This window comes from Blautia sp. HCP28S3_G10, from assembly GCF_052065235.1.
Classification (GTDB): Bacteria; Bacillota; Clostridia; order Lachnospirales; family Lachnospiraceae; genus Blautia_A.
The window spans coordinates 1-18,876 of the sequence record NZ_JBQHUL010000048.1 but is presented as its reverse complement, the minus strand read 5'-3'; the positions used below and the strand labels follow the sequence as shown (position 1 = coordinate 18,876).

At 39.6% G+C, this 18,876-nt stretch carries 18 protein-coding genes; 14 read left to right on the top strand and 4 right to left on the bottom strand.

Annotated features, from left to right (window positions below):
* Positions 1 to 41: 41 nt before the first annotated feature.
* From ACTNB8_RS14690 to ACTNB8_RS14675, 4 genes are all read left to right on the top strand, one after another.
* On the top strand, positions 42 to 389 hold the full coding sequence (locus tag ACTNB8_RS14690; protein WP_441055886.1) for a hypothetical protein: 348 nt from the start codon (positions 42 to 44) through the stop codon (positions 387 to 389).
* Positions 356 to 1,231 carry an IS3 family transposase gene (locus ACTNB8_RS14685; RefSeq protein ID WP_441055888.1) on the top strand — a complete coding sequence of 292 codons (876 nt, stop codon included), beginning with the start codon at positions 356 to 358 and terminating at the stop codon, positions 1,229 to 1,231. Before ACTNB8_RS14690 ends, ACTNB8_RS14685 begins: the two co-directional genes overlap by 34 nt.
* A gap of 401 nt (positions 1,232 to 1,632) precedes the next feature.
* Positions 1,633 to 2,274, top strand: coding sequence for a MerR family transcriptional regulator (locus tag ACTNB8_RS14680; protein ID WP_441055884.1), 642 nt, complete (start codon positions 1,633 to 1,635; stop codon positions 2,272 to 2,274).
* Positions 2,255 to 2,572 carry a YbjQ family protein gene (locus ACTNB8_RS14675; protein ID WP_441055882.1) on the top strand — a complete coding sequence of 106 codons (318 nt, stop codon included), beginning with the start codon at positions 2,255 to 2,257 and terminating at the stop codon, positions 2,570 to 2,572. The genes ACTNB8_RS14680 and ACTNB8_RS14675 overlap by 20 nt, the downstream gene beginning before the upstream one ends.
* 16 nt (positions 2,573 to 2,588) lie before the next feature.
* Here the strand turns inward: ACTNB8_RS14675 and ACTNB8_RS14670 are convergent, their stop codons facing one another.
* Both ACTNB8_RS14670 and ACTNB8_RS14665 read right to left on the bottom strand, forming a co-directional pair.
* Positions 2,589 to 3,776 (bottom strand): sensor histidine kinase, encoded by a 1,188-nt coding sequence (locus ACTNB8_RS14670; protein WP_441055880.1) that lies wholly within the window; start codon positions 3,774 to 3,776, stop codon positions 2,589 to 2,591.
* Positions 3,773 to 4,450 (bottom strand): response regulator transcription factor, encoded by a 678-nt coding sequence (locus tag ACTNB8_RS14665; RefSeq protein ID WP_441055878.1) that lies wholly within the window; start codon positions 4,448 to 4,450, stop codon positions 3,773 to 3,775. The genes ACTNB8_RS14670 and ACTNB8_RS14665 overlap by 4 nt, the downstream gene beginning before the upstream one ends.
* Before the next feature lie 230 nt (positions 4,451 to 4,680).
* On the opposite strand from ACTNB8_RS14665, the gene ACTNB8_RS14660 reads away from it, so the two are divergent.
* From ACTNB8_RS14660 to larE, 9 genes are all read left to right on the top strand, one after another.
* Positions 4,681 to 5,871, top strand: a complete 1,191-nt coding sequence (locus tag ACTNB8_RS14660) for a TlpA family protein disulfide reductase (protein WP_441055876.1) — start codon at positions 4,681 to 4,683, stop codon at positions 5,869 to 5,871.
* A gap of 27 nt (positions 5,872 to 5,898) precedes the next feature.
* Complete coding sequence (locus tag ACTNB8_RS14655; protein WP_296158494.1) at positions 5,899 to 6,051, top strand: CD1871A family CXXC motif-containing protein; 153 nt, start codon at positions 5,899 to 5,901, stop codon at positions 6,049 to 6,051.
* Positions 6,044 to 6,907, top strand: coding sequence for a 4Fe-4S binding protein (locus tag ACTNB8_RS14650; RefSeq protein ID WP_441055874.1), 864 nt, complete (start codon positions 6,044 to 6,046; stop codon positions 6,905 to 6,907). Before ACTNB8_RS14655 ends, ACTNB8_RS14650 begins: the two co-directional genes overlap by 8 nt.
* A gap of 249 nt (positions 6,908 to 7,156) precedes the next feature.
* A complete protein-coding gene (locus tag ACTNB8_RS14645; protein ID WP_441055872.1) occupies positions 7,157 to 7,594 on the top strand; it encodes an RNA polymerase sigma factor in 438 nt (145 codons plus the stop codon).
* The gene (locus tag ACTNB8_RS14640) at positions 7,594 to 9,036 is read left to right on the top strand and encodes a DUF4179 domain-containing protein (protein WP_441055870.1); all 1,443 of its coding nucleotides are present in this window, start codon (positions 7,594 to 7,596) and stop codon (positions 9,034 to 9,036) included. The genes ACTNB8_RS14645 and ACTNB8_RS14640 overlap by 1 nt, the downstream gene beginning before the upstream one ends.
* A 118-nt stretch (positions 9,037 to 9,154) precedes the next feature.
* Positions 9,155 to 10,252 (top strand): endonuclease/exonuclease/phosphatase family protein, encoded by a 1,098-nt coding sequence (locus ACTNB8_RS14635; protein WP_441055868.1) that lies wholly within the window; start codon positions 9,155 to 9,157, stop codon positions 10,250 to 10,252.
* Positions 10,253 to 10,339: 87 nt separating this feature from the next.
* Positions 10,340 to 10,492 (top strand): hypothetical protein, encoded by a 153-nt coding sequence (locus ACTNB8_RS14630; RefSeq protein WP_441055866.1) that lies wholly within the window; start codon positions 10,340 to 10,342, stop codon positions 10,490 to 10,492.
* Positions 10,493 to 10,636: 144 nt separating this feature from the next.
* Positions 10,637 to 13,801, top strand: a complete 3,165-nt coding sequence (locus tag ACTNB8_RS14625; RefSeq protein ID WP_441055864.1) for an ATP-binding protein — start codon at positions 10,637 to 10,639, stop codon at positions 13,799 to 13,801.
* A 22-nt stretch (positions 13,802 to 13,823) separates the two neighbouring features.
* Complete coding sequence (gene larE / locus ACTNB8_RS14620) at positions 13,824 to 14,621, top strand: ATP-dependent sacrificial sulfur transferase LarE (protein ID WP_441055862.1); 798 nt, start codon at positions 13,824 to 13,826, stop codon at positions 14,619 to 14,621.
* Between the two features lie 237 nt (positions 14,622 to 14,858).
* Here the strand turns inward: larE and ACTNB8_RS14615 are convergent, their stop codons facing one another.
* The gene (locus tag ACTNB8_RS14615) at positions 14,859 to 15,755 is read right to left on the bottom strand and encodes a LysR family transcriptional regulator (RefSeq protein WP_441055860.1); all 897 of its coding nucleotides are present in this window, start codon (positions 15,753 to 15,755) and stop codon (positions 14,859 to 14,861) included.
* Between the two features lie 309 nt (positions 15,756 to 16,064).
* Here ACTNB8_RS14615 and ACTNB8_RS14610 point away from each other — a divergent pair, with 309 nt between their 5' ends.
* The gene (locus tag ACTNB8_RS14610; RefSeq protein ID WP_441055858.1) at positions 16,065 to 17,165 is read left to right on the top strand and encodes a YkvI family membrane protein; all 1,101 of its coding nucleotides are present in this window, start codon (positions 16,065 to 16,067) and stop codon (positions 17,163 to 17,165) included.
* Between the two features lie 28 nt (positions 17,166 to 17,193).
* Here ACTNB8_RS14610 and ACTNB8_RS14605 read toward each other — a convergent pair whose 3' ends face one another.
* Positions 17,194 to 18,594: a sodium-dependent transporter gene (locus ACTNB8_RS14605; RefSeq protein WP_441055857.1), complete on the bottom strand. Its 1,401-nt coding sequence runs from the start codon at positions 18,592 to 18,594 to the stop codon at positions 17,194 to 17,196.
* Between the last annotated feature and the right edge of the window lie 282 nt (positions 18,595 to 18,876).

Genomic DNA, 18,876 nt, shown 5'->3' with positions numbered 1-18,876 from the left:
CTCATATATCCACACTTAGTGGGTAAACAAGGGAGAAAAGGATGGGAGTATCCCTTCCGAAATCCAACTTAATTTTTTTAAAAAAATGTCTTGACAAATGGGTTCACTTTAAAGCATTCAGAGTAGCTGGCCCCGACGGGTTAAGGCCTCGGAAGAAAGGTCGGAAAAAAACTTTGGATAATTCTGTTTGCAACAAAATTTCTCAGAATGTTAAAGAGAATACTCCTAATACAAGTGCTGAACATGTGAAAGAATTAGAAGATGAACTTCTTAAGCTAAGAATAGAAAATGCCTTTTTAAAAGAACTGAGGAGACTGCGTTTAGAGGACGACGCCAAAATGAGAGAACGGCTCGAATCATCAGTAGTCTCCGAAGACAATTCAAATTAAAAGACCTTCTCTCATACACAGGCATGTCTAAAGCAACATATATGTACTGGCAAAAAAGATTTGATAGAGAAAATCCTGACAAGGAACTCGAAGAAAGAATTCTTGAAATTAGGAAATCTCATAAGGACTATGGCTACCGTCGTATACTGGGAGAACTTCGAAACCAAAACATTGTTGTTAACAAGAAAAAGGTTCAAAGAATTATGCAGAAGCTTGGTCTGCAGGTCACTTCATTTACACGAAAGAGCCGTAAATATAGTTCTTACAAGGGAAAGGTAGGAACTATAGCACCTAACAGAATTCGTAGACGATTTAACACGCATATACCTCGTCAGAAAATCACAACAGATACAACAGAATTTAAATACTATGAGGTGGATTCTAAGGGGCACATGACAATGCACAAATTATATCTCGATTCATTTATGGATATGTGCAATGGAGAAATACTAAGTTTTGGGATTGATAAGCATCCTTCTGCTGAAAATGTACTGGTAGCTTTAGAAAAGGCAATCAAAATAACATCTGATTGTCCATATCGAAGAACGTTTCATTCAGATCAAGGATGGGCTTATCAAATGAAAGCCTATTCACGACGATTAAAAGAGGAACGTATCTTTCAAAGTATGTCGAGAAAAGGGAATTGCCATGATAATTCGGTCATGGAGAATTTCTTTGGGTTACTCAAGCAAGAAATCTACTATGGTGTTGTATATTATAGTTTTGAAGAATTGAAATCTGAAATAGAACGATATATAAAATATTATAATGAGCAAAGAATTAAAGAGAAACTAGGATGGATGAGTCCTGTTCAATACAGGCTTAGCCTCTTGGCTGCATAAAAAATGCGTAACAGACAAAATCTGTTACGCAATAAAAGTCTAACTTTTTGGGGTCACCTCATAGTTTGCAGACAGGGCGGTTATTTTTGTGGCTTATTATTATCTTTTCCAGTGGATTCTCCTTCGAGTTTCTATGTAATCAGAGGAGCACTCATGTTTCGATTTTACCAGTCAGAGTAGGAATCTGCAACCGAAAATCGTAAGTTTTCAGGGATTCTTGATTAAAGCTGAAGTAAAGATATTAGATATTTTCTGAATCTTATGGAAAAAGTACTTGACCTTCCATCTGGTGGAAGCCTTATAACAGAGATACAGACGTGGATTCAGGAGCATACAGAGGATTCAAAACAGATTTTATCGTATGACTGTAGACAGACAGCAACACAGAAAGAGGAGTCAATATGAAGATCAAGCAGGTAGAAGAACTGGTCGGTATTACCAAAAAGAATATCCGGTTTTATGAAGAACAGGGCCTTTTGAAAGTAGAACGGGCAGAAAACGGATATCGTGAATATCATCAGGAAGATGTCGCAAGACTTCAGAAGATTAAATTATTCCGTAAAATGGATATCTCCATAGAGGAAATGAGAGCTCTCTTTGAAAACAGAAAAAGTCTGCAGATCTGCCTTGACCAGCATCTGCGAGAACTGGAACATCGCAAAGAAGGAATTACTAAGATGCAGGATATCTGTGAAAGACTGATACTGGAACACAGATCACTGGAAACTCTGAATGCGGAAGAATGTCTGGAAGAAATGGAGCAGATGGAGAAAGAAGGTGCGAAGTTCATGAATGTAAATAAGACAGATGTTCGCAGGAAAAAAAGAACTGGAGCCATTGTGGGAGCCATAGTTATGGTAGCGCTTATGGTATTTACCATTGTGCTTATGTTGTGGGGAAATTCACAGGATCCCATACCTCTTGGATTACTGCTGCTTCTTATTGCAATTCCGGTAGTGATCATTATCGGAACACTGGCTGCACTTGCAGGAAGAATGAAGGAAATTGAAGGAGGAGAAGAAGATGAAGCTTCTAAGTATTGAATACATTCCAGGCGTGGAGTTTGAGCCACTGGGAATTGTAAAGGGTACGGTTGTACAGACAAAAAATGTCGGCAGGGATTTTATGGCAGGAATGAAGACTCTGGTAGGTGGAGAGATTGTAGGTTATACCGAAATGCTGAATGAAGCACGTCAGATTGCTACAAAACGTATGGTTGATGAGGCAAAAGAAATGGAGGCAGATGCTGTAATCGGTGTGAAATATGGTTCTTCACAGGTAATGTCGGGCGCAGCAGAAGTAATTGCATACGGAACGGCAGTAAAATATATAAACAAATAAAAATGCCCGGATCAGTTCAGACCTGGGCACTAAAAGGCAGTATAAGCGCAATTGTACTGCCTTTTTTGCAGCTTTCAAGTACTTTAACAAGTCCTCCATGCTGTATGGCAATTTCATTTACAAGTGCAAGTCCAAGGCCGGCGCCGCCCATGGCACGGCTTCTTGATTTATCTACCCGGAAAAAAGGAGAGAAAATTTTTTCCTGATATTCAGAGGAAATACCAATACCAGTGTCGGAGACCTCCACAAAAGCACAGTCAGTAGGAATAGATTGAGAAGAAGATGGCAGGATTTCTTTTGCCTGGCGGATATTTACAGTTACTTTTCCTCCGCTGTGATTGTATTTGATTGCATTTTCTACAATATTGTATACAGCTCTGTAAAGAAGTAGATAACTGCCTGTAACAGTGCAGTCTCCATCCAATTGAATCAATTCAACACTTTTTCGGTCTGCTATGGAAGCAAGATCACAGAAAACCTCGTCTGTAAGTGCTGCCAGAGAGATTGCATCAGAACGTTCCACAGTCTGGATACCAGTCATATCCAGCAGAATTTCAGCCAGATGAGAAAGCCGTCCGGTCTGTTCCTGAAGCATACCGAAAATTTCATTATATTCTTCATAGGAAGGATTTTTTTTACGTGCAAAAACTTCAAGGTTTGTCTGAATGACAGCCAGTGGCGTCCTTAGTTCGTGTGCTGCATTGGCAGAAAACTGTTTCTGGGCGGTAAACGCATCATTCAGGCGGGCAAGCATTCTGTTAAATGAACTGGTCAGATGAGAAATTTCATCATTGGTGTCAGGTAGTTCTAGAGGTTCTGAAAGATTTTGCACCTCTGTTTCGTTTACTTTCTGGCTGAGTTTCCGTAAAGGCAGTAATGCATGGTAACTGATAAAATATGTACAGATACTGCTTATAAGAATGATGATTATGGTAGCAATGATACTTTGGGTGCGAAATATATCTGTGGTGGTCTGCACCTGATCAGAAAGTCCTGGAAACAGGCTGGACGGATTTATATTAAAGGTAATCGGTGAGGAATCTGCTTGGTCAATTTGAATAATATAGTCACTTAGATTCTCTATTCCGGAGACCGCAGAACGACTGATAAAAAAGTACATCAGAATGCAGGTAACTGTCATCAGCAAAGTGATGATTAATGTCAGGCGCCATTGCAGAGAAAGTTTTTCTGTGAATTTTTTCATTGTATTTCCTCCATCAGGATATAACCCTGTCCAATTTTGTTTTGTATTGGATCAAAGCCCAGAGCAGAACGCAGCTTTTTGCGCAGAGAAGAAATGTGAACTCGTATGGAGTTACTGAAACTGTTGACACTTCCATCCCAGATATGTTCAATCATTTCTTCAGGACTGATGATGCGATTCTGGTTAAGTAGAAAATATTCCAAAAGAGCAGTTTCCTTTCGGGTAAGCAAAAGTTCTTCGCTGTTTATGCAGGTCTTTCTTGTTCGGGTGTCAAAGTGAATCTGTCCGCAGCTCAGGCATATATTTTCCTGAATAAATTTTCTTCGTGTCAGGCTTCGGATTCGGGCTTCCAGTTCTTCAAAATGAAAAGGTTTTGTGAGATAGTCGTTGGCACCAAGATCAAGTCCCTCAACTTTGTCCTGAATCTGTCCTCTGGCAGAAAGAATAAGGACGGGAGTGGAAGTGTTGGTTTTACGAAATTGCTTCAGCAGTTCCAGGCCGTCTATACCAGGAAGATTCAGATCCAGAAGAATAAGATCATAATTTTCGGTCATACATAATTCAAGCCCTTCATTCCCGTCGAAACATGTGTCTGCTTCATATCCATCCATGCGGAGTCCTTCTGCAATAGAACGACAGAGCTGGATTTCGTCTTCTATTATTAATATATGCATAGTCAACCTCCTTAAAACAATTTTTCTGAAAACAGAAATTAACTGTTGATTTTATAATTCTGTTATCCATCATATCACATGCAGTATAAAATTCCCGTAAATTTTTAATTTCTTAACAGAGATTTTATAAGTATGATGATATAATATGATTACAGAAGTCAGAGGCTGAATACAATGCAGATGAAGATGCAGGGTATAATCTGATAATATCAGAAGGGAGAATATATATTATGAAATTCAGAACTCAGAAGATAGCAGCATTAATGACAGTAGCGGTATTAGGAATTTCCACATTAGGAAGTATGCCGGTAATGGCGGAAGAAAACACGGAAACCGCAGATGATGGAGAAGCGATGGCAGATGATGGAGAAGCGATGGCAGTGGATGGAGATGCAATGGCAGTGGACGGAGAGGCAATTTCCTCAGATCTGATATCAGGTACATTCAAACCTTCAGAAGTAACCTGCCAGGCCCAGGATTCTTATGAATATCCTTTCCTTGGACTGAAATTTTCACTTCCAAAAGAATTGCTGAAACAGATTGAAGATCAGAGTATCGCAATGATCACTACGGAAGATGAAACAAATCAGACCGGTGCAGTAACCTATGCATATGTGAGCTGGGGAGAAATGACAGAAGAACAGAAAAATGCAGAAGTAGATAAAATGGGAACCGGATATGAAGAATGGGTAGCAAGTCTTTCCAGAATCGGAACACTTGGAATTTATGATGAAGATTCGCAGAAAAAACTGGATGAGATCACAGGCTGTACAGAACACAAAGAACTGGGAAGCAGCAGTGACGGAAAATATAAATACTATTTAAGTACAAATAAAGAAGCAGATGAAAAACTGACAAAAGAATTAGAAGAGATTAAAACAACTATTACAGAAATGACACCATATCAGAACACTTCCGTATTTGATCAGCCGCAGGATGCATCTGTTAATTCTGACGATGTGACATCTGTAGGAAAATTTGAAACAACAGGAATAGATGGAAAAACTTATACAGAAGAAGTATTCAGCGATTATGACCTGACTCTGGTAAATATATTTACAACCTGGTGTTCACCATGTGTTCAGGAAATTCCTGAGCTTCAGAAGCTTTATGAGGAAATGAAAGAAAAAGGTGTCGGAGTTGCAGGTGTGGTTCTTGATGCTGCAGATGAAAATGGTAATCCGGATGAAGACACAGTAAAGAAAGCAGGCATTCTTCAGGAAAAAACAAAAGCCGAATATCCGTTCCTGATTCCGGATTCTACTATGCTGAACGGACGTCTGAAAGGGATTAATGCATTCCCCGAAACATTTTTTGTCGATAAAAATGGAAATATTGTAGGAGATACATATACAGGAAGCCACAGTCTGGATGAATGGAAAGAAATTGTAGAAAAAGAACTGAAAAATGTATCAAAATAAGAGTCTGCATATTATGGAGAATAAAAAATGATTCAGAAAATAGTAGAATCAAAATGGACGGGACCTGTGCTGGCTGTTCTGGGAATTGCATTGATGATTTTAGGAATTTACCGGGGCGAGGTATCTGTTGTATTTACAAAAGCAATCAATATCTGTATGGAGTGTATCGGAATTGGATAATAAGAAGATAAAAATAAATGAGTGGCCCCGGCATGGCATTCAGGCATTGTGGGCGGCCTTGACCAACAGTCATGTATCTGGATTTGTGACTGGTAAGATTTATACTGGAAAATTGAAAAATGTATGTGTTCCGGGACTGAACTGTTATTCATGTCCCGGGGCTACAGGGGCATGTCCGATCGGATCGCTTCAGGCAGTAATTGGAAGCTGGAATTTCAAAATGGCATATTATATAGTGGGATTTCTGATTCTTATCGGAGCTCTGCTGGGAAGATTGGTATGCGGCTTTCTTTGTCCGTTTGGACTGATCCAGGATTTGCTGAATAAAATCCCTTTTCCGAAAAAAATCAGAAGTTTTCGGGGTGATAAGCTTCTTCGTAAGCTGAAATATGTTATTTTTCTGGTATTTGTAATTTTGCTCCCGATGTTTGTAGTAGATATTATGGGTCAGGGGGCTCCATATTTTTGTAAACTAATCTGTCCGGTGGGGACACTGGAAGGTGGTATACCTCTGGTATTGTTGAATAAATCCATGCGAAGCGCGGTAGGCTGGCTGTACATATGGAAAAATACAATTCTTGTGGTAACGATTATCCTTGCCATTATAATTTATCGCCCATTTTGTAAATATATCTGTCCGTTGGGGGCATTTTATTCTATATTTAATTGCGTTTCTGTTTTTCGTTACAGGATAGACAGAGAAAAGTGCATTAATTGCGGAAAATGTGCAAAAGTCTGTCAGATGGAAGTCAATCCTGTGGAAAACTGCAACAGTACAGAATGTATCCGATGTGGCAGGTGCAAAAAAGCATGTCCTACACAGGCAATACAGTGCGGTATAAAGAAAAAAGCATAACTGTAACTGATAGTTACCAACTCCCGGAACACATTGTCCCGGGAGATTTTTTGCATTAAAATGCATCCAACTGAGTCTTTGGCTCGTCTAATAAACAGAAGCACATAAACAAAGCTTTCACACAACATTTCCTGAAGACCGGTCTGAAGCAGGAGAATGGAGATTATGATGAATGAATTTTTGATACGAAAAGCAAAAAAGGGTGATAAAGATGCTTTTTGCAGGCTGATGGATATGCATGTATAGTGTATGTACAAAATTGCCATATCTTATCTCAAAAATGATGAAGATGTGGCAGATGCCATTCAGGATACCATACTTTCCTGTTATGAGAATCTTCCGGGACTTAGGAAAAATAATTATTTCAAAACCTGGATGCTCCGGATATTTATTAATAAATGCAAGGATATTCTCAAAAGAAAGAAACTGGTCACATATACAGATCAGATGCCGGAAACTCCTTTTTATGAAGAGGATTATTCAACAGCAGAATGGGCGCAGGTTCTTGAACCGTTGGATAACAAGTATCGCCTGATAATTCTTCTGTACTATATGGAAGGTTTTAATACCAGAGAGATCAGCGATATCCTGAATATGAAGGAAAGTACCGTAAAATCGCGTTTGCAGCGTGGGCGAAAACAGGTTGCGGAGATGTATCGGTTTAAGGTCAGGGAGGGACGTGCATAATGATGACATTTAATGATAACGAAAAAGATTTTCAGGAAAAACTTCAGAAAGATGCGGAAATACCGGTGATTGTCTATGAGCGGATAAACCAGGCATACAGACATATAGAAAATGATACTGCAGTTCAGAAAAAAGCACCAAAAGATTCTCTGCACTGGATGAAAATCGGAGGCAGAATCGCAGGAGGTCTGGCAGCAGTTCTGGCACTGGGATTTGTGATTTGTGTGACAGATCCTGTTATGGCAAAAAACATTCCAGTTGTGGGAGGGTTGTTTGAAACGCTGCAGGATAATGTAAGTTTCTTTGGAAATTTTGCAGATCATGCCACAACACTGGAAAATACAGAGGAAGCAAATGAAGCAGACACTGCAGCAGAAGGAAAGAACACTACAGAAGAAAAAAATACATCGAATACTGCATCAACAGAAAAAACAGACACAGCTTACACAAAAACAGAAAATGGTCTTACGATCACATGCTCAGAAGTTTTTGCAAACAGCCAAGCAATTTATCTGACCATGCAGTTTAAGAGTGATGAACCATTTCCGGATACTTTAATAAAACAGGATGGTGATCCTGCAATCGAAATGCAGGGTAAACAGACACTGGATTTCCTTGGGGAGGATCAGGATGATTTTCTGTTCAGTAATCCGGAAGGAAGTTTCCTGGACGATCACACATATGCTTGTATCCTGAGAATTGATCTGGCTATGCAGGCGAAAGATTATACAGAATATAATCAGAAATATGATGAAATGACACAGCAGGTGCTGGACGAAATGGGTGTCACAGAAGACCAGTTGAATGATGAGACAGATGAAGGTTATGAACTGCTCAGCCAGTTTGTTGATGAAGTTTCGGCAAGAGGAGGGGCACTGCAGTCTTATATCAAAGATGTTGATATTCCGGATACATTTAACCTGCATCTGGATATTGAACAGCTTCGAGGATTGAGAGCAGATTATGAATCTCTGGTGAATTCAAATGAGGAGTCTTCAGAAGATGCCGGATATTATGTGTTTAATGGAAACTGGAGCTTCGATATTCCGGTTACAGTAGACGATTCACAGACAGAAGTGATGGAGATCAATGAAACCAATGATAACGGAATCGGTCTGAAATCTGTGATCCGCACTCCATATGAACTGACGGTAAATGACCTTTATAAGGACGGTTCTGATGCAGACTGCTTCCTGGTGGCGCTGGATGCCAATGGAAACAAACTTCCATATAATGAGTCTAATGGAGACTGTGACAATTTTGCAATTCAGGACAGAGATATTTCCACTGTTGATATTTATATTCTGGATTATATTCAGTATATGGACGAACTGAAAGGCGAAGAGAATTATAACAATAATGAAAATAAGCCGGAAGGACAGAAATGGAGTGACCTTTTGGACAAAAACGCAAAATATCATAAGACACTGCATTTTAAATAAATCGGTTGCTGTGAACAGTAACATAAGCCATTTAAATTCAGAGATAATCTGGCATAGTTCCCGAGTATATGATATTGTATAAATATCTTTAAAATACCTCAGAGAGAAAAGGTGAACTATGAAAAGTACAGTAAAGAAAATCTTCAAAGTCATCGGTATCGTGGTCGGAGTAATTCTGATCGCACTGGCAGCGTATATCGTTTATCTTTATGCTAGTTACCACAGAATACCGGACAATCAGGAACTTACAGTGGAAACTGTGTCAGATGAAGGAAAGTCTGCAGATGAACTGACCACAGGGGAAAAATATTCAGCCCTGACGTATAATGTGGGATTTGGGGCGTACACACCAGATTTCAGCTTCTTTATGGATGGTGGTAAGTCGTCCTGGGCAAAAAGCAAAGAAAGCGTTCAGGAAGCCATAAAGGGAGCCGGGGAACTGGTGGCATCCAGAGAACCTGATTTTGCGCTTCTTCAGGAAGTGGACCTTGATTCAACAAGAAGTTACCATGTGAATGAATATTCGCTTCTGAAAGATACGATACCGGCATATGAGTCTGTCTTTGCACAGAATTATGATTCAGCATTCCTGTTTTATCCTTTTACACAGCCTCATGGCAGCAGTAAATCAGGACTTGCATTGTTTTCGAAATACCCGGTGACAGATTCGCTCCGCAGAAGTTTTCCGGTATCTACGTCATTTACGAAATTTTTTGATCTGGACAGATGCTACAGTATTTCCAGAGTTCCGGTAGATAATGGCAAAGAACTGGTGATCTTTGAATTACATATGTCTGCATATGGCAACAGTGATGCGATCAGGGAAGGTCAGATCAGCATGCTGGCAGCAGATATGGAGAAAGAATACGAAGCAGGAAATTATGTAATCTGCGGCGGTGACTTTAATCACGATCTGAAAGCTTCAGAAGATGATTCGGAGGACAGAGAATCCTGGGCGTACCCTTTCCCACGGGAAAAACTTCCGGATCATTTCGGATTCTGCATTGACCAGCTGACAGAAGAAGAAAAGGCTGATTTCTGGGACAGTGCCCGTAATGCGGATATGGAATATGTACCAGGTGAGACATATACAGTGACGTTGGATGGATTTATCATTTCTGATAATGTAGAATGTCTTTCCTATGAAGACATTAATACCGGATATTCCTATTCCGACCATGATCCGGTGTATATGGAGTTTGAGCTTCGCTCATAGATATCATTAGTTTTGGTAACCTGAAACATGATATATAATGACAATAAGACAGGAATTTTTCTGGGGACAGGAAGATTTTTATATTTATTGGGGAGGGACAAAGCAGAATTTGAGAAAGCAAACGTATTCGGAACAGGTGAGGAAAACGTAACTTATGAACCAGGCTGCCGCAATAACTGGCACCTCCATCATGCAACAAAAGGTGGCGGTAAAAATGTGATTGGTAAACACAAATTTTAAATAAAAATGTGAGAAGTGAATCTGAGTTTGATTTTTGCAGGTTCTCATGCTATCATTTATAAAAACAGGAAACAGGGTATTGTCACAGCAGACAGTACTCTTTTTTCTGGTTATAAATACGTAATAATAGCAGAGGAAACAGATATGGGGAAGAAAAGCAGCAAAAGTTCCCGGCTGATACAGGGAGGACTTGCAGTTTTTACAGTCATACTTGTTATATTGATTTTTATGGTGATGCATGTTGTATCTGGAATTCAGGGAACTGCACGAGTCGTAAACTATGCAGGTCTTGTCAGAGGTGAAACCCAGAGACTGATAAAAATGGAGATTGCAGGAGAGCCACATGATAAAAAAATCAACATAATACAATCTTATATAGATGGACTTCGGAACGGAAGCGATGAGCTGGATTTTGTGCGGATGAATGATGAAAAATTTCAGGAAAAAATGCAGGAACTTGATGCGTATTTTCAGAAACTGAAAAAAGAAATCATGCTTGTCCGTCAGGAGGGATATAAAAGCACAGAGATCATCTCCAAAAGTGAGAAATTTTTTGAAATCTGTGACGAGGCAGTTGGATATGCAGAGGTATATTCTCAGAAAAAGGCAACTGCCCTGGAACAATTTGAAAGTATGATCGTATTGGATGTTTTGTGTCTGATCATTCTTACAGTGGTTGAGATTATCAAGGCAATCCACTATGCGGCTCTGAACAGAACTTTACAGAAAAAAGTCTATCTGGATGAGGCAACAGGACTTCCGAACAAAAACAAATGCGAGGAGATTTTGAGTGACTCCTCACTGGTACAGGTTCAGACAGGAGTCTGTGTATTTGACCTGAATAATCTCCGTATTATTAATAACAGCATGGGTCATGAAATGGGAGATGAATATATCCGGCGTTTTGCAGTCCTTCTGCGGGAGGCAGTGCCGGAAGAACATTTTGTCGGCCGTGCAGGTGGAGATGAATTTCTTGCTGTAATGCATGGGGTATCGGATGAAGACATGAAGGAAATCCTTAAAAGAATCCGTGCACATGTGTGGAAATATTCCGAAAATCACACAGACATGCCTATCAGTTATGCAGCAGGATATGCTCTTTCTCAGGAACAGGAAGACTGCACCATGCGGATACTTTTTGCAGGTGCGGACAAAAACATGTACATCAACAAAAACCACATGAAACTGGAAGAGGCTGCTGTCATCAGAGCGCAGAATCAGAAACTTCTCCGCAAAGTAAATGCTCTTGGCAGATCTTTTTCAGACTGTCTGTACTGTGATGCAAAAAGAGATACCTATCGTATTATACGAAGAACAGAGGACTTTTTCCTTGCAAAGGAGGGCAATTATTCAGGAGCCGTTGAACAGATCACGGAAGAATATGTGATCGCAGATGACAGAAAAAATGTCAGTACAATGCTCAGGATAGAATCTCTTCAGAACATTATAAATAAAGATAATCCGGTTACAGAAGTACAGTATCAGTATACAGATAAAGTTAAGGCACCGTACGGAAGAATAACGGTGATTTTCGCAGATGAGGATGAGGAAGGAAATCTTCATCATTTCCTGCTTGCATTTGAAAATATTCACTGTGATTATGATACCGCAGATGCCAAACAACAGCTGACTCTGTTTTATGAGCAGATGAAACAGTCAATTCTTGAAAATGAAAATTATGTGGACGCACTGCTTGAGACTGCCACAACAGTTTATTCAGTAAATATCACGGATGACAGAGTAGAGCAGAATATTATGCGAAAAGAGGAAGAAAGTCCACAGGTTTCTTTAAGTCAGCTTGGACTGGAACTTCCGTGTTCTTATGACGAATATTGCAGGAGAAGGGTAGAACAGGTTACAAAAGAAACTCAGGAAAGTTACCGTATTGTGGATACGTCGACGAAACTTCTCAGGCGTTTTGAAATGGGCGATAAACAGATCACTGTGGAATATAAGGAGCAGAATGCAGATAATACATATCGATGGGTGCAGAAAACAGTCCTCATGTCTGAAAATATTATTTATGACAGAGACAGCGATCAGGAGAAAAAAGTTATCTATGGAATGGTACTTCTGAAAAACACCACAGATCTTCATCAGCGTGAACAGAAAGAAATGGATCGCCTGAAAGCCGCTTTTGAGGAAGCAGAGACAGCAAACAGAGCCAAGACAGATTTCCTCAGCAGAATGAGTCACGATATCCGTACACCGATTAATGGTGTGATGGGAATGCTTCAGATCATCAGTAAAAACAGAGAAGATCATCAGAAAGTAGATGACTGTCTCGAAAAGATACATATATCAGCCGAACATCTTCTGGCACTGATAAATGATGTCCTGGATATGAGTAAACTTGAGGCAGGTAAAGTAGAACTGGAGCATGTATCGTTTGGGCTTGACAGCGTGCTGAAAGTAACTCAGGCACTCAATGATGCACAGATTGCCCAGACTGGTATTACCTATACTTCACATGAGTATGAACTGAAACATACCAGACTGGTAGGCAGCCCACTTCATCTGCGTCAGATTCTTCTGAATCTGTTTAACAATGCAATGAAATATAACAAACTTTCCGGCACGATTGACACATATGTAAGGGAACTTTCCAGTGACAGCCAGAATGCGGTGTTTGAATTTCGGATTGTGGATACAGGAATCGGAATGAGACATGAGTTTGTTGAGCATGAATTATTTAAGCCGTTTACTCAGGAGAAGCTGGATTCAGCAAGAACAGAATACGGGGGGACCGGTCTTGGAATGGCAATTGTCAGAGAGCTTATTGAAAAAATGGGCGGCAGTATTACCGTAGAAAGTGAACCTGATGAGGGATCGACATTTACAGTTGTGATTCCATTTGAGATCGACAGCAGCCCGATAGTAAATAATCCATCAGATGAGCTGGACTCTGTTTCAGAAGACCTCAGCGGGCTGAAAGTCCTTCTGGCAGAAGATAATCATCTGAATATGGAAATTGCAGAATTTATGCTGACAGATAATGGAGCAGTTGTCACAAAAGCCTGGAACGGTAAAGAAGCTCTTGATATTTTCAGACAGTCTGAACCAGGTGAATTTAATATGATCATGCTGGATATCATGATGCCTGTTATGGATGGCCTGGAATCAGCCAGAGAAATCCGTAATCTGAACAGACCGGATGCAAAAACAATTCCAATCGTGGCAATGACCGCTAATGCTTTTTTGGATGATATCAGACGGAGCAGAGAGGCCGGAATGAATGAGCATCTGTCCAAACCGCTTGATATGCAGAAAGTTGCGCAGACCGTTTACAGATTCTGCAAAACAAAATAAATAAAACGGGAGTTTTTTTATTATGAAAAAATACGAGAAACTTATCAACAATCTGAAGGATATGGGAAGTGTTGCTGTGGCATTTTCGGGAGGCGTTGATTCCACATTTCTTCTGAAAGCAGCCAGAGAAGCACTGGGGGATAAAGCAATAGCTGTGACCGCATGCCCCTGTTCCTTTACAGAGCGTGAACTTAAGGAGACAGAAGATTTCTGTCAGGCAAATGGAATTCATCAGGAAGTCCTGAAAATAAACGAATTCGAAATAGAGGGATTCCGTGAAAATCCTCCGGAACGATGCTATATTTGCAAGAGGGCTATTTTCAATAAAGTATGGGATGCCGCACGTAAAAATGGTATCGAAACAGTTGCAGAAGGATCAAATATGGATGACAATGGAGATTATCGTCCGGGAATGCGCGCAATCCGTGAACTGAAGGTAAGAAGTCCTCTCCAGGAGGTGGAACTTTATAAAGCAGAAATCCGTGAACTGTCAAAAGAATTAAACCTTCCGACATGGAATAAACCATCATTTGCATGTCTTGCATCAAGATTTCCATATGGAGAGATCATTACGGAGGAAAAACTCCGCATGGTTGAAAAAGCAGAACAGTTTCTCATGGAGCTGGGCTTCCGGCAGTTTCGTGTAAGAATTCATGGAGAAATGGCAAGAATTGAAGTATTGCCTGATGATATTGCGCATGTCACTGAAGAAGAAAACAGGAAGAAGATTTGGAAAAAGTTCAAAGAAATTGGCTTTTCCTATGTGACTGTGGATCTTCAGGGGTATCGCACAGGAAGCATGAATGAAGTCCTTAAATAAATATATTAACATAAAAATCAGGCATTATAGTCGCATTTCTGGCACTGAACCAGGGAATTTTTGTTTGTTTCTTTGTAGTAAAGACCAGCCCATTGACAGATACTCTGGCAATGTGGAATCAGAAAACAATATTATTATGAGTTTGGTGGAGAAATTTTACATACTTATGAATATACAGGCAAAATTTTACAAAAGACCTGGAAACAATCGCCTCTACAGAGGATACAAAGGATTTTTTTACAGAAGAAGGTTGATGCCCTTAATTCTGGAAAGATTCTCTCTCATTATTGACTGAAAAGAACTGGTAAGAACATTATCTTCTGAAATAAGTTTTACCAGATAAATAATTCGTTCGGGTGGTGGAGACATCAGTTTTCGTGTAGAAAGAAAAGGATTTTTAGTAAATTTATTTTTTACAGAAGCAGGTACAATTGTCCATATATCTTTATTAAATGATAACATAAAATCCTCAACCTGTGCTATAAGATGAGCTTCAATAAAAGGTTTTGAATCTTTACGAAACCAGTAATCCCACCATTTAGTGAAATCAGATGAATAAGGAGAATAAATTGCATTGCATGCTTTCAGCAAATCAGGAGATACAGAGTCAGGGTAGTTGCTGTCTGAACGGCAGATAAAATACATTGGTTCGCTGTACATGGGGATGGAAACAATATTTTTGTAGTAATAATCAGCTCCCGTAAAAGCAAGATCAGCGTGTTGATGTTGAATAGCATCAAAGCATTGGGGATAATCAGCAGTAACAAGCTTTAATGAGATTTCGGGATATTGATTAATAAAATCTTTATATGTTTTGGGAAAAATATACATATGAGGACCATCCGATGAACAGATCGTAAAAGTTTTTCGGGTGTTTTTAAATTTTAAGGTTTGTAATTCGTTGTCAAGAGATTTATATTGATATGCAATGCTGATGAGAGACTCACCACTATCTGTCAGGGAAATATTTTTATGACCTTTACCGCGGACAATCAACTGACAGCCAAGTTCTTTTTCAAGAGCAAGAAGACGTTTGGTAAGAGCTGGCTGAGAAATGAAAAGAGATTCAGCGGCGCGCGTAAGATTTCCATATTTGACAACAGATAAAAAAGCTTCAAGGTCAAGATTATTCATAAGATGTTTTCCTTTCGAATAATAACTATATGGTTATATATTAATACTTAAATATTCATTTTACAACCCGAAAAGAAGAGAATATAATGAATTAATGAAGATATTGTTACTGTTCACAGGTAATATTCCGCGAGGTGTTTTGCCATGAATATGGCAAAATCCCGAGACATACGGGGCAAAATGCCATCACCGAAGGTGATTTGGAATGCATTTTGACCAAGTTACTGCGAACGGAGTGAACAGTAACAAGATATTACCTGTGAACAGTAGTAAATTATGTTTATAAGGGGAAGGTAGGAAAATAATATTATGGAAAGAAAAAAACAAGGTACGGCAGGGAAAATACTTTCTTATGGCGGGTCTTATTTTGGGGCAGTTGTAGGAGCGGGGTTTGCTTCGGGTCAGGAAGTAATGCAGTTTTATACAAATTATGGAGCTGTTAGTATGTTTGCAATAGTTGCTGCAATGATTATTTTTATCTGGATTGGGATAAAATTTGCAGAATATGGAAATGAACTGCATACAAATACACATGGACCCGTTATGAAGTATCTCTGTGGAAAATATGTAGGAAAATTTTTTGAGGCAGCGTTTCTTTTCTTTATGTTCATTGGATTTTCCGTTATGATTTCAGGTGGAGGAACAACACTTTTTCAGTATTTCGGAATTAATCAATATATAGGCAGAGTTATTATTGCAGTCGCAAGTGTTCTGGCAGTATCTTTTGGATTTGCAATTACATTGAAGATTGGTGGCTTTTTAGGACCAATAATTGTTGCCTTTTCCATTTTAGTTGCCAGTATTGCTTTTTTTACGGGAACGACAGATTTTGCAGTAGCTGATGTGGCAATAAAGGGAGCCGGCATTACTACATCAGCTCCCAATATATGGATATCTGTACTTGTTTACTGCTCCTACTGTGTAATGTCTAACAGTCCAATTCTTATTTCAATAGGCAATGTAGAAGATGATAAGAAGATTCGCAATGCTGGTATTACGGCGGGGGCTGTGGCATTAGGTGTGTGCTTACTGTTTATAAATGGAGCATTGTTGAGAAATTATCAGGTGGTTGGAACAAGTGAAATTCCTATGGTTGAACTGGCGGGAAATATATGGAAACCACTTGGAGTAATATATGCGGTTGTCTTAGTGGCAGCAATATTTACAGTTGCAATCAGTGCTTTATATGGAATTACCTCAAGAGTAACTACAGACGATCCCAAAAAGAAGATTGGTATTATCTCCGCAGTCAGTATATGTGCGATGGTGCCTGGATTCCTGCCGTTCTCATCACTGGTAGGAACATTATATCCAATAATGGGATACATGGGACTGATAGTTATGGCATCTGTGCTTTATCACCAACTAAAAAAAATGAATAGAAACCCCAAAAGCTGCCTGGCAAAATGACCAGGCAGCTTTTGGGTATAAATTATATTTACGAAAACAGATTTCCAAATCCAGCAGAAACCAGGAAGAGAACTAACATGATTACAGGTACTACATAGCGAATCATGAAGCGATATAATTGTTTACGTTTAAAATGTTCGCCGTTTCGTTCTACTTCGCCAACGATCCAGTCAGGGCCGATAACCCATCCGATCAGGATACTTGTCAGCAGGGAAATAAACGGCATCAGGAAACTGTTGCTGATATAATCCATTACATCCAGAAGCTGTCCCACAGAGCCGTTCGGAAGTTTCAGCTCGAAATACAGTTTATTGTAACCGAGACAGATCAATACTGCTGTGATCAGTGAATAAATTCCAACCATACCGCACATTTCTTTACGAGATTTATGGAAGAGTTCCATACAGTTTGCAACCAGAGTTTCCATAACAGATACACAGGAAGTCAGTGCTGCAAATCCCATCATGATAAAAAATGCAACTGCAACGGGTCTTCCAATCGGTCCCATTGCCTCAAAAACTCTCGGAAGAGAAATAAAGATAAGGCTTGGACCGGAAGCCATACCATCTGTGCCAAGGAATACAAACACTGCCGGAATGATCATCATCCCTGCCAGGAAGGCAACACCTGTGTCAAAAATTTCAATCTGATTGGTGGCTTTGTTCAGATCTACATCATCTTTTACATAGGAACCATAAGTGATCATAATTCCCATGGAAACGCTCAGTGAGAAAAACAACTGGCTCATGGCATCCAGAAGAATTTCCAGGAAACGCTTCACAGTCAGACCGCTGAAATCCGGCTTAATGTATACGCCCAGTCCCTGAAGTCCTGTACGAACAGTGCCATCTGCATCTTTATAAGACAGAGTCAGAGAGAAAATAGCAATAATAAGGATAAGAAGGATCAGACCGGGCATAATGATCCTGGAAAATTTCTCGATACCTTTTTCTACACCACGGAAAACAATCCATGCAGTCAGCGCAAGGAAGATCAGCATAAATACGATCGGTGCAATGTCTGAGGTGATAAAGGAAGTAAAATATCCATCTGTTGCGGCATCTTTTCCATCTGAGACAATATAGATAAAAAGGTATTTGGCAATCCACCCTCCGATTACTGAGTAATAAGTCATGATCAGTGTGGGGACCAGGAATGTCAGTTTACCGATAAAGTTCCATTTCGGATGCAGGTCGCCAAAAGCCTGCAATGCATTTTTCTTTGTTTTACGGCCAATCGCCACATCAGTTGTAAGAAGTACAAAACCAAAAGTCAGTACCAGCACCAGATAGACCAGCAGAAAAAGCCCGCCCCCGTCTTTGGCGCAGAGATATGGAAAACGCCAGATATTTCCAACACCAACAGCACTTCCGGCAGCAGCCAGAACGAAACCGACAGAGCCGGAAAAGCTACTCTTTTTTTCTTTCATAATTCATTAAGTTCCCCCATCAAAATTTATAGTTCGTTTCTATTTTAACGGAAATAAAATTAAGTGCAAATAAATAAAGTTTATTATAAAGAAACTAATTTAAAGAAAAGTTTCCTTATACTGTACAAAAGTACGTATATTTCGCTATAATAATAACATATAAAAAATATAAGCTGAATTGGAAAACTGACTTCCAGTTTGCAAAAGTAAACCCCTGTTCCTAAAAGTTCTTGCAAGACTAAATTCCGGCATATCAAGAAATCATGATTTTAGCGGAATTTA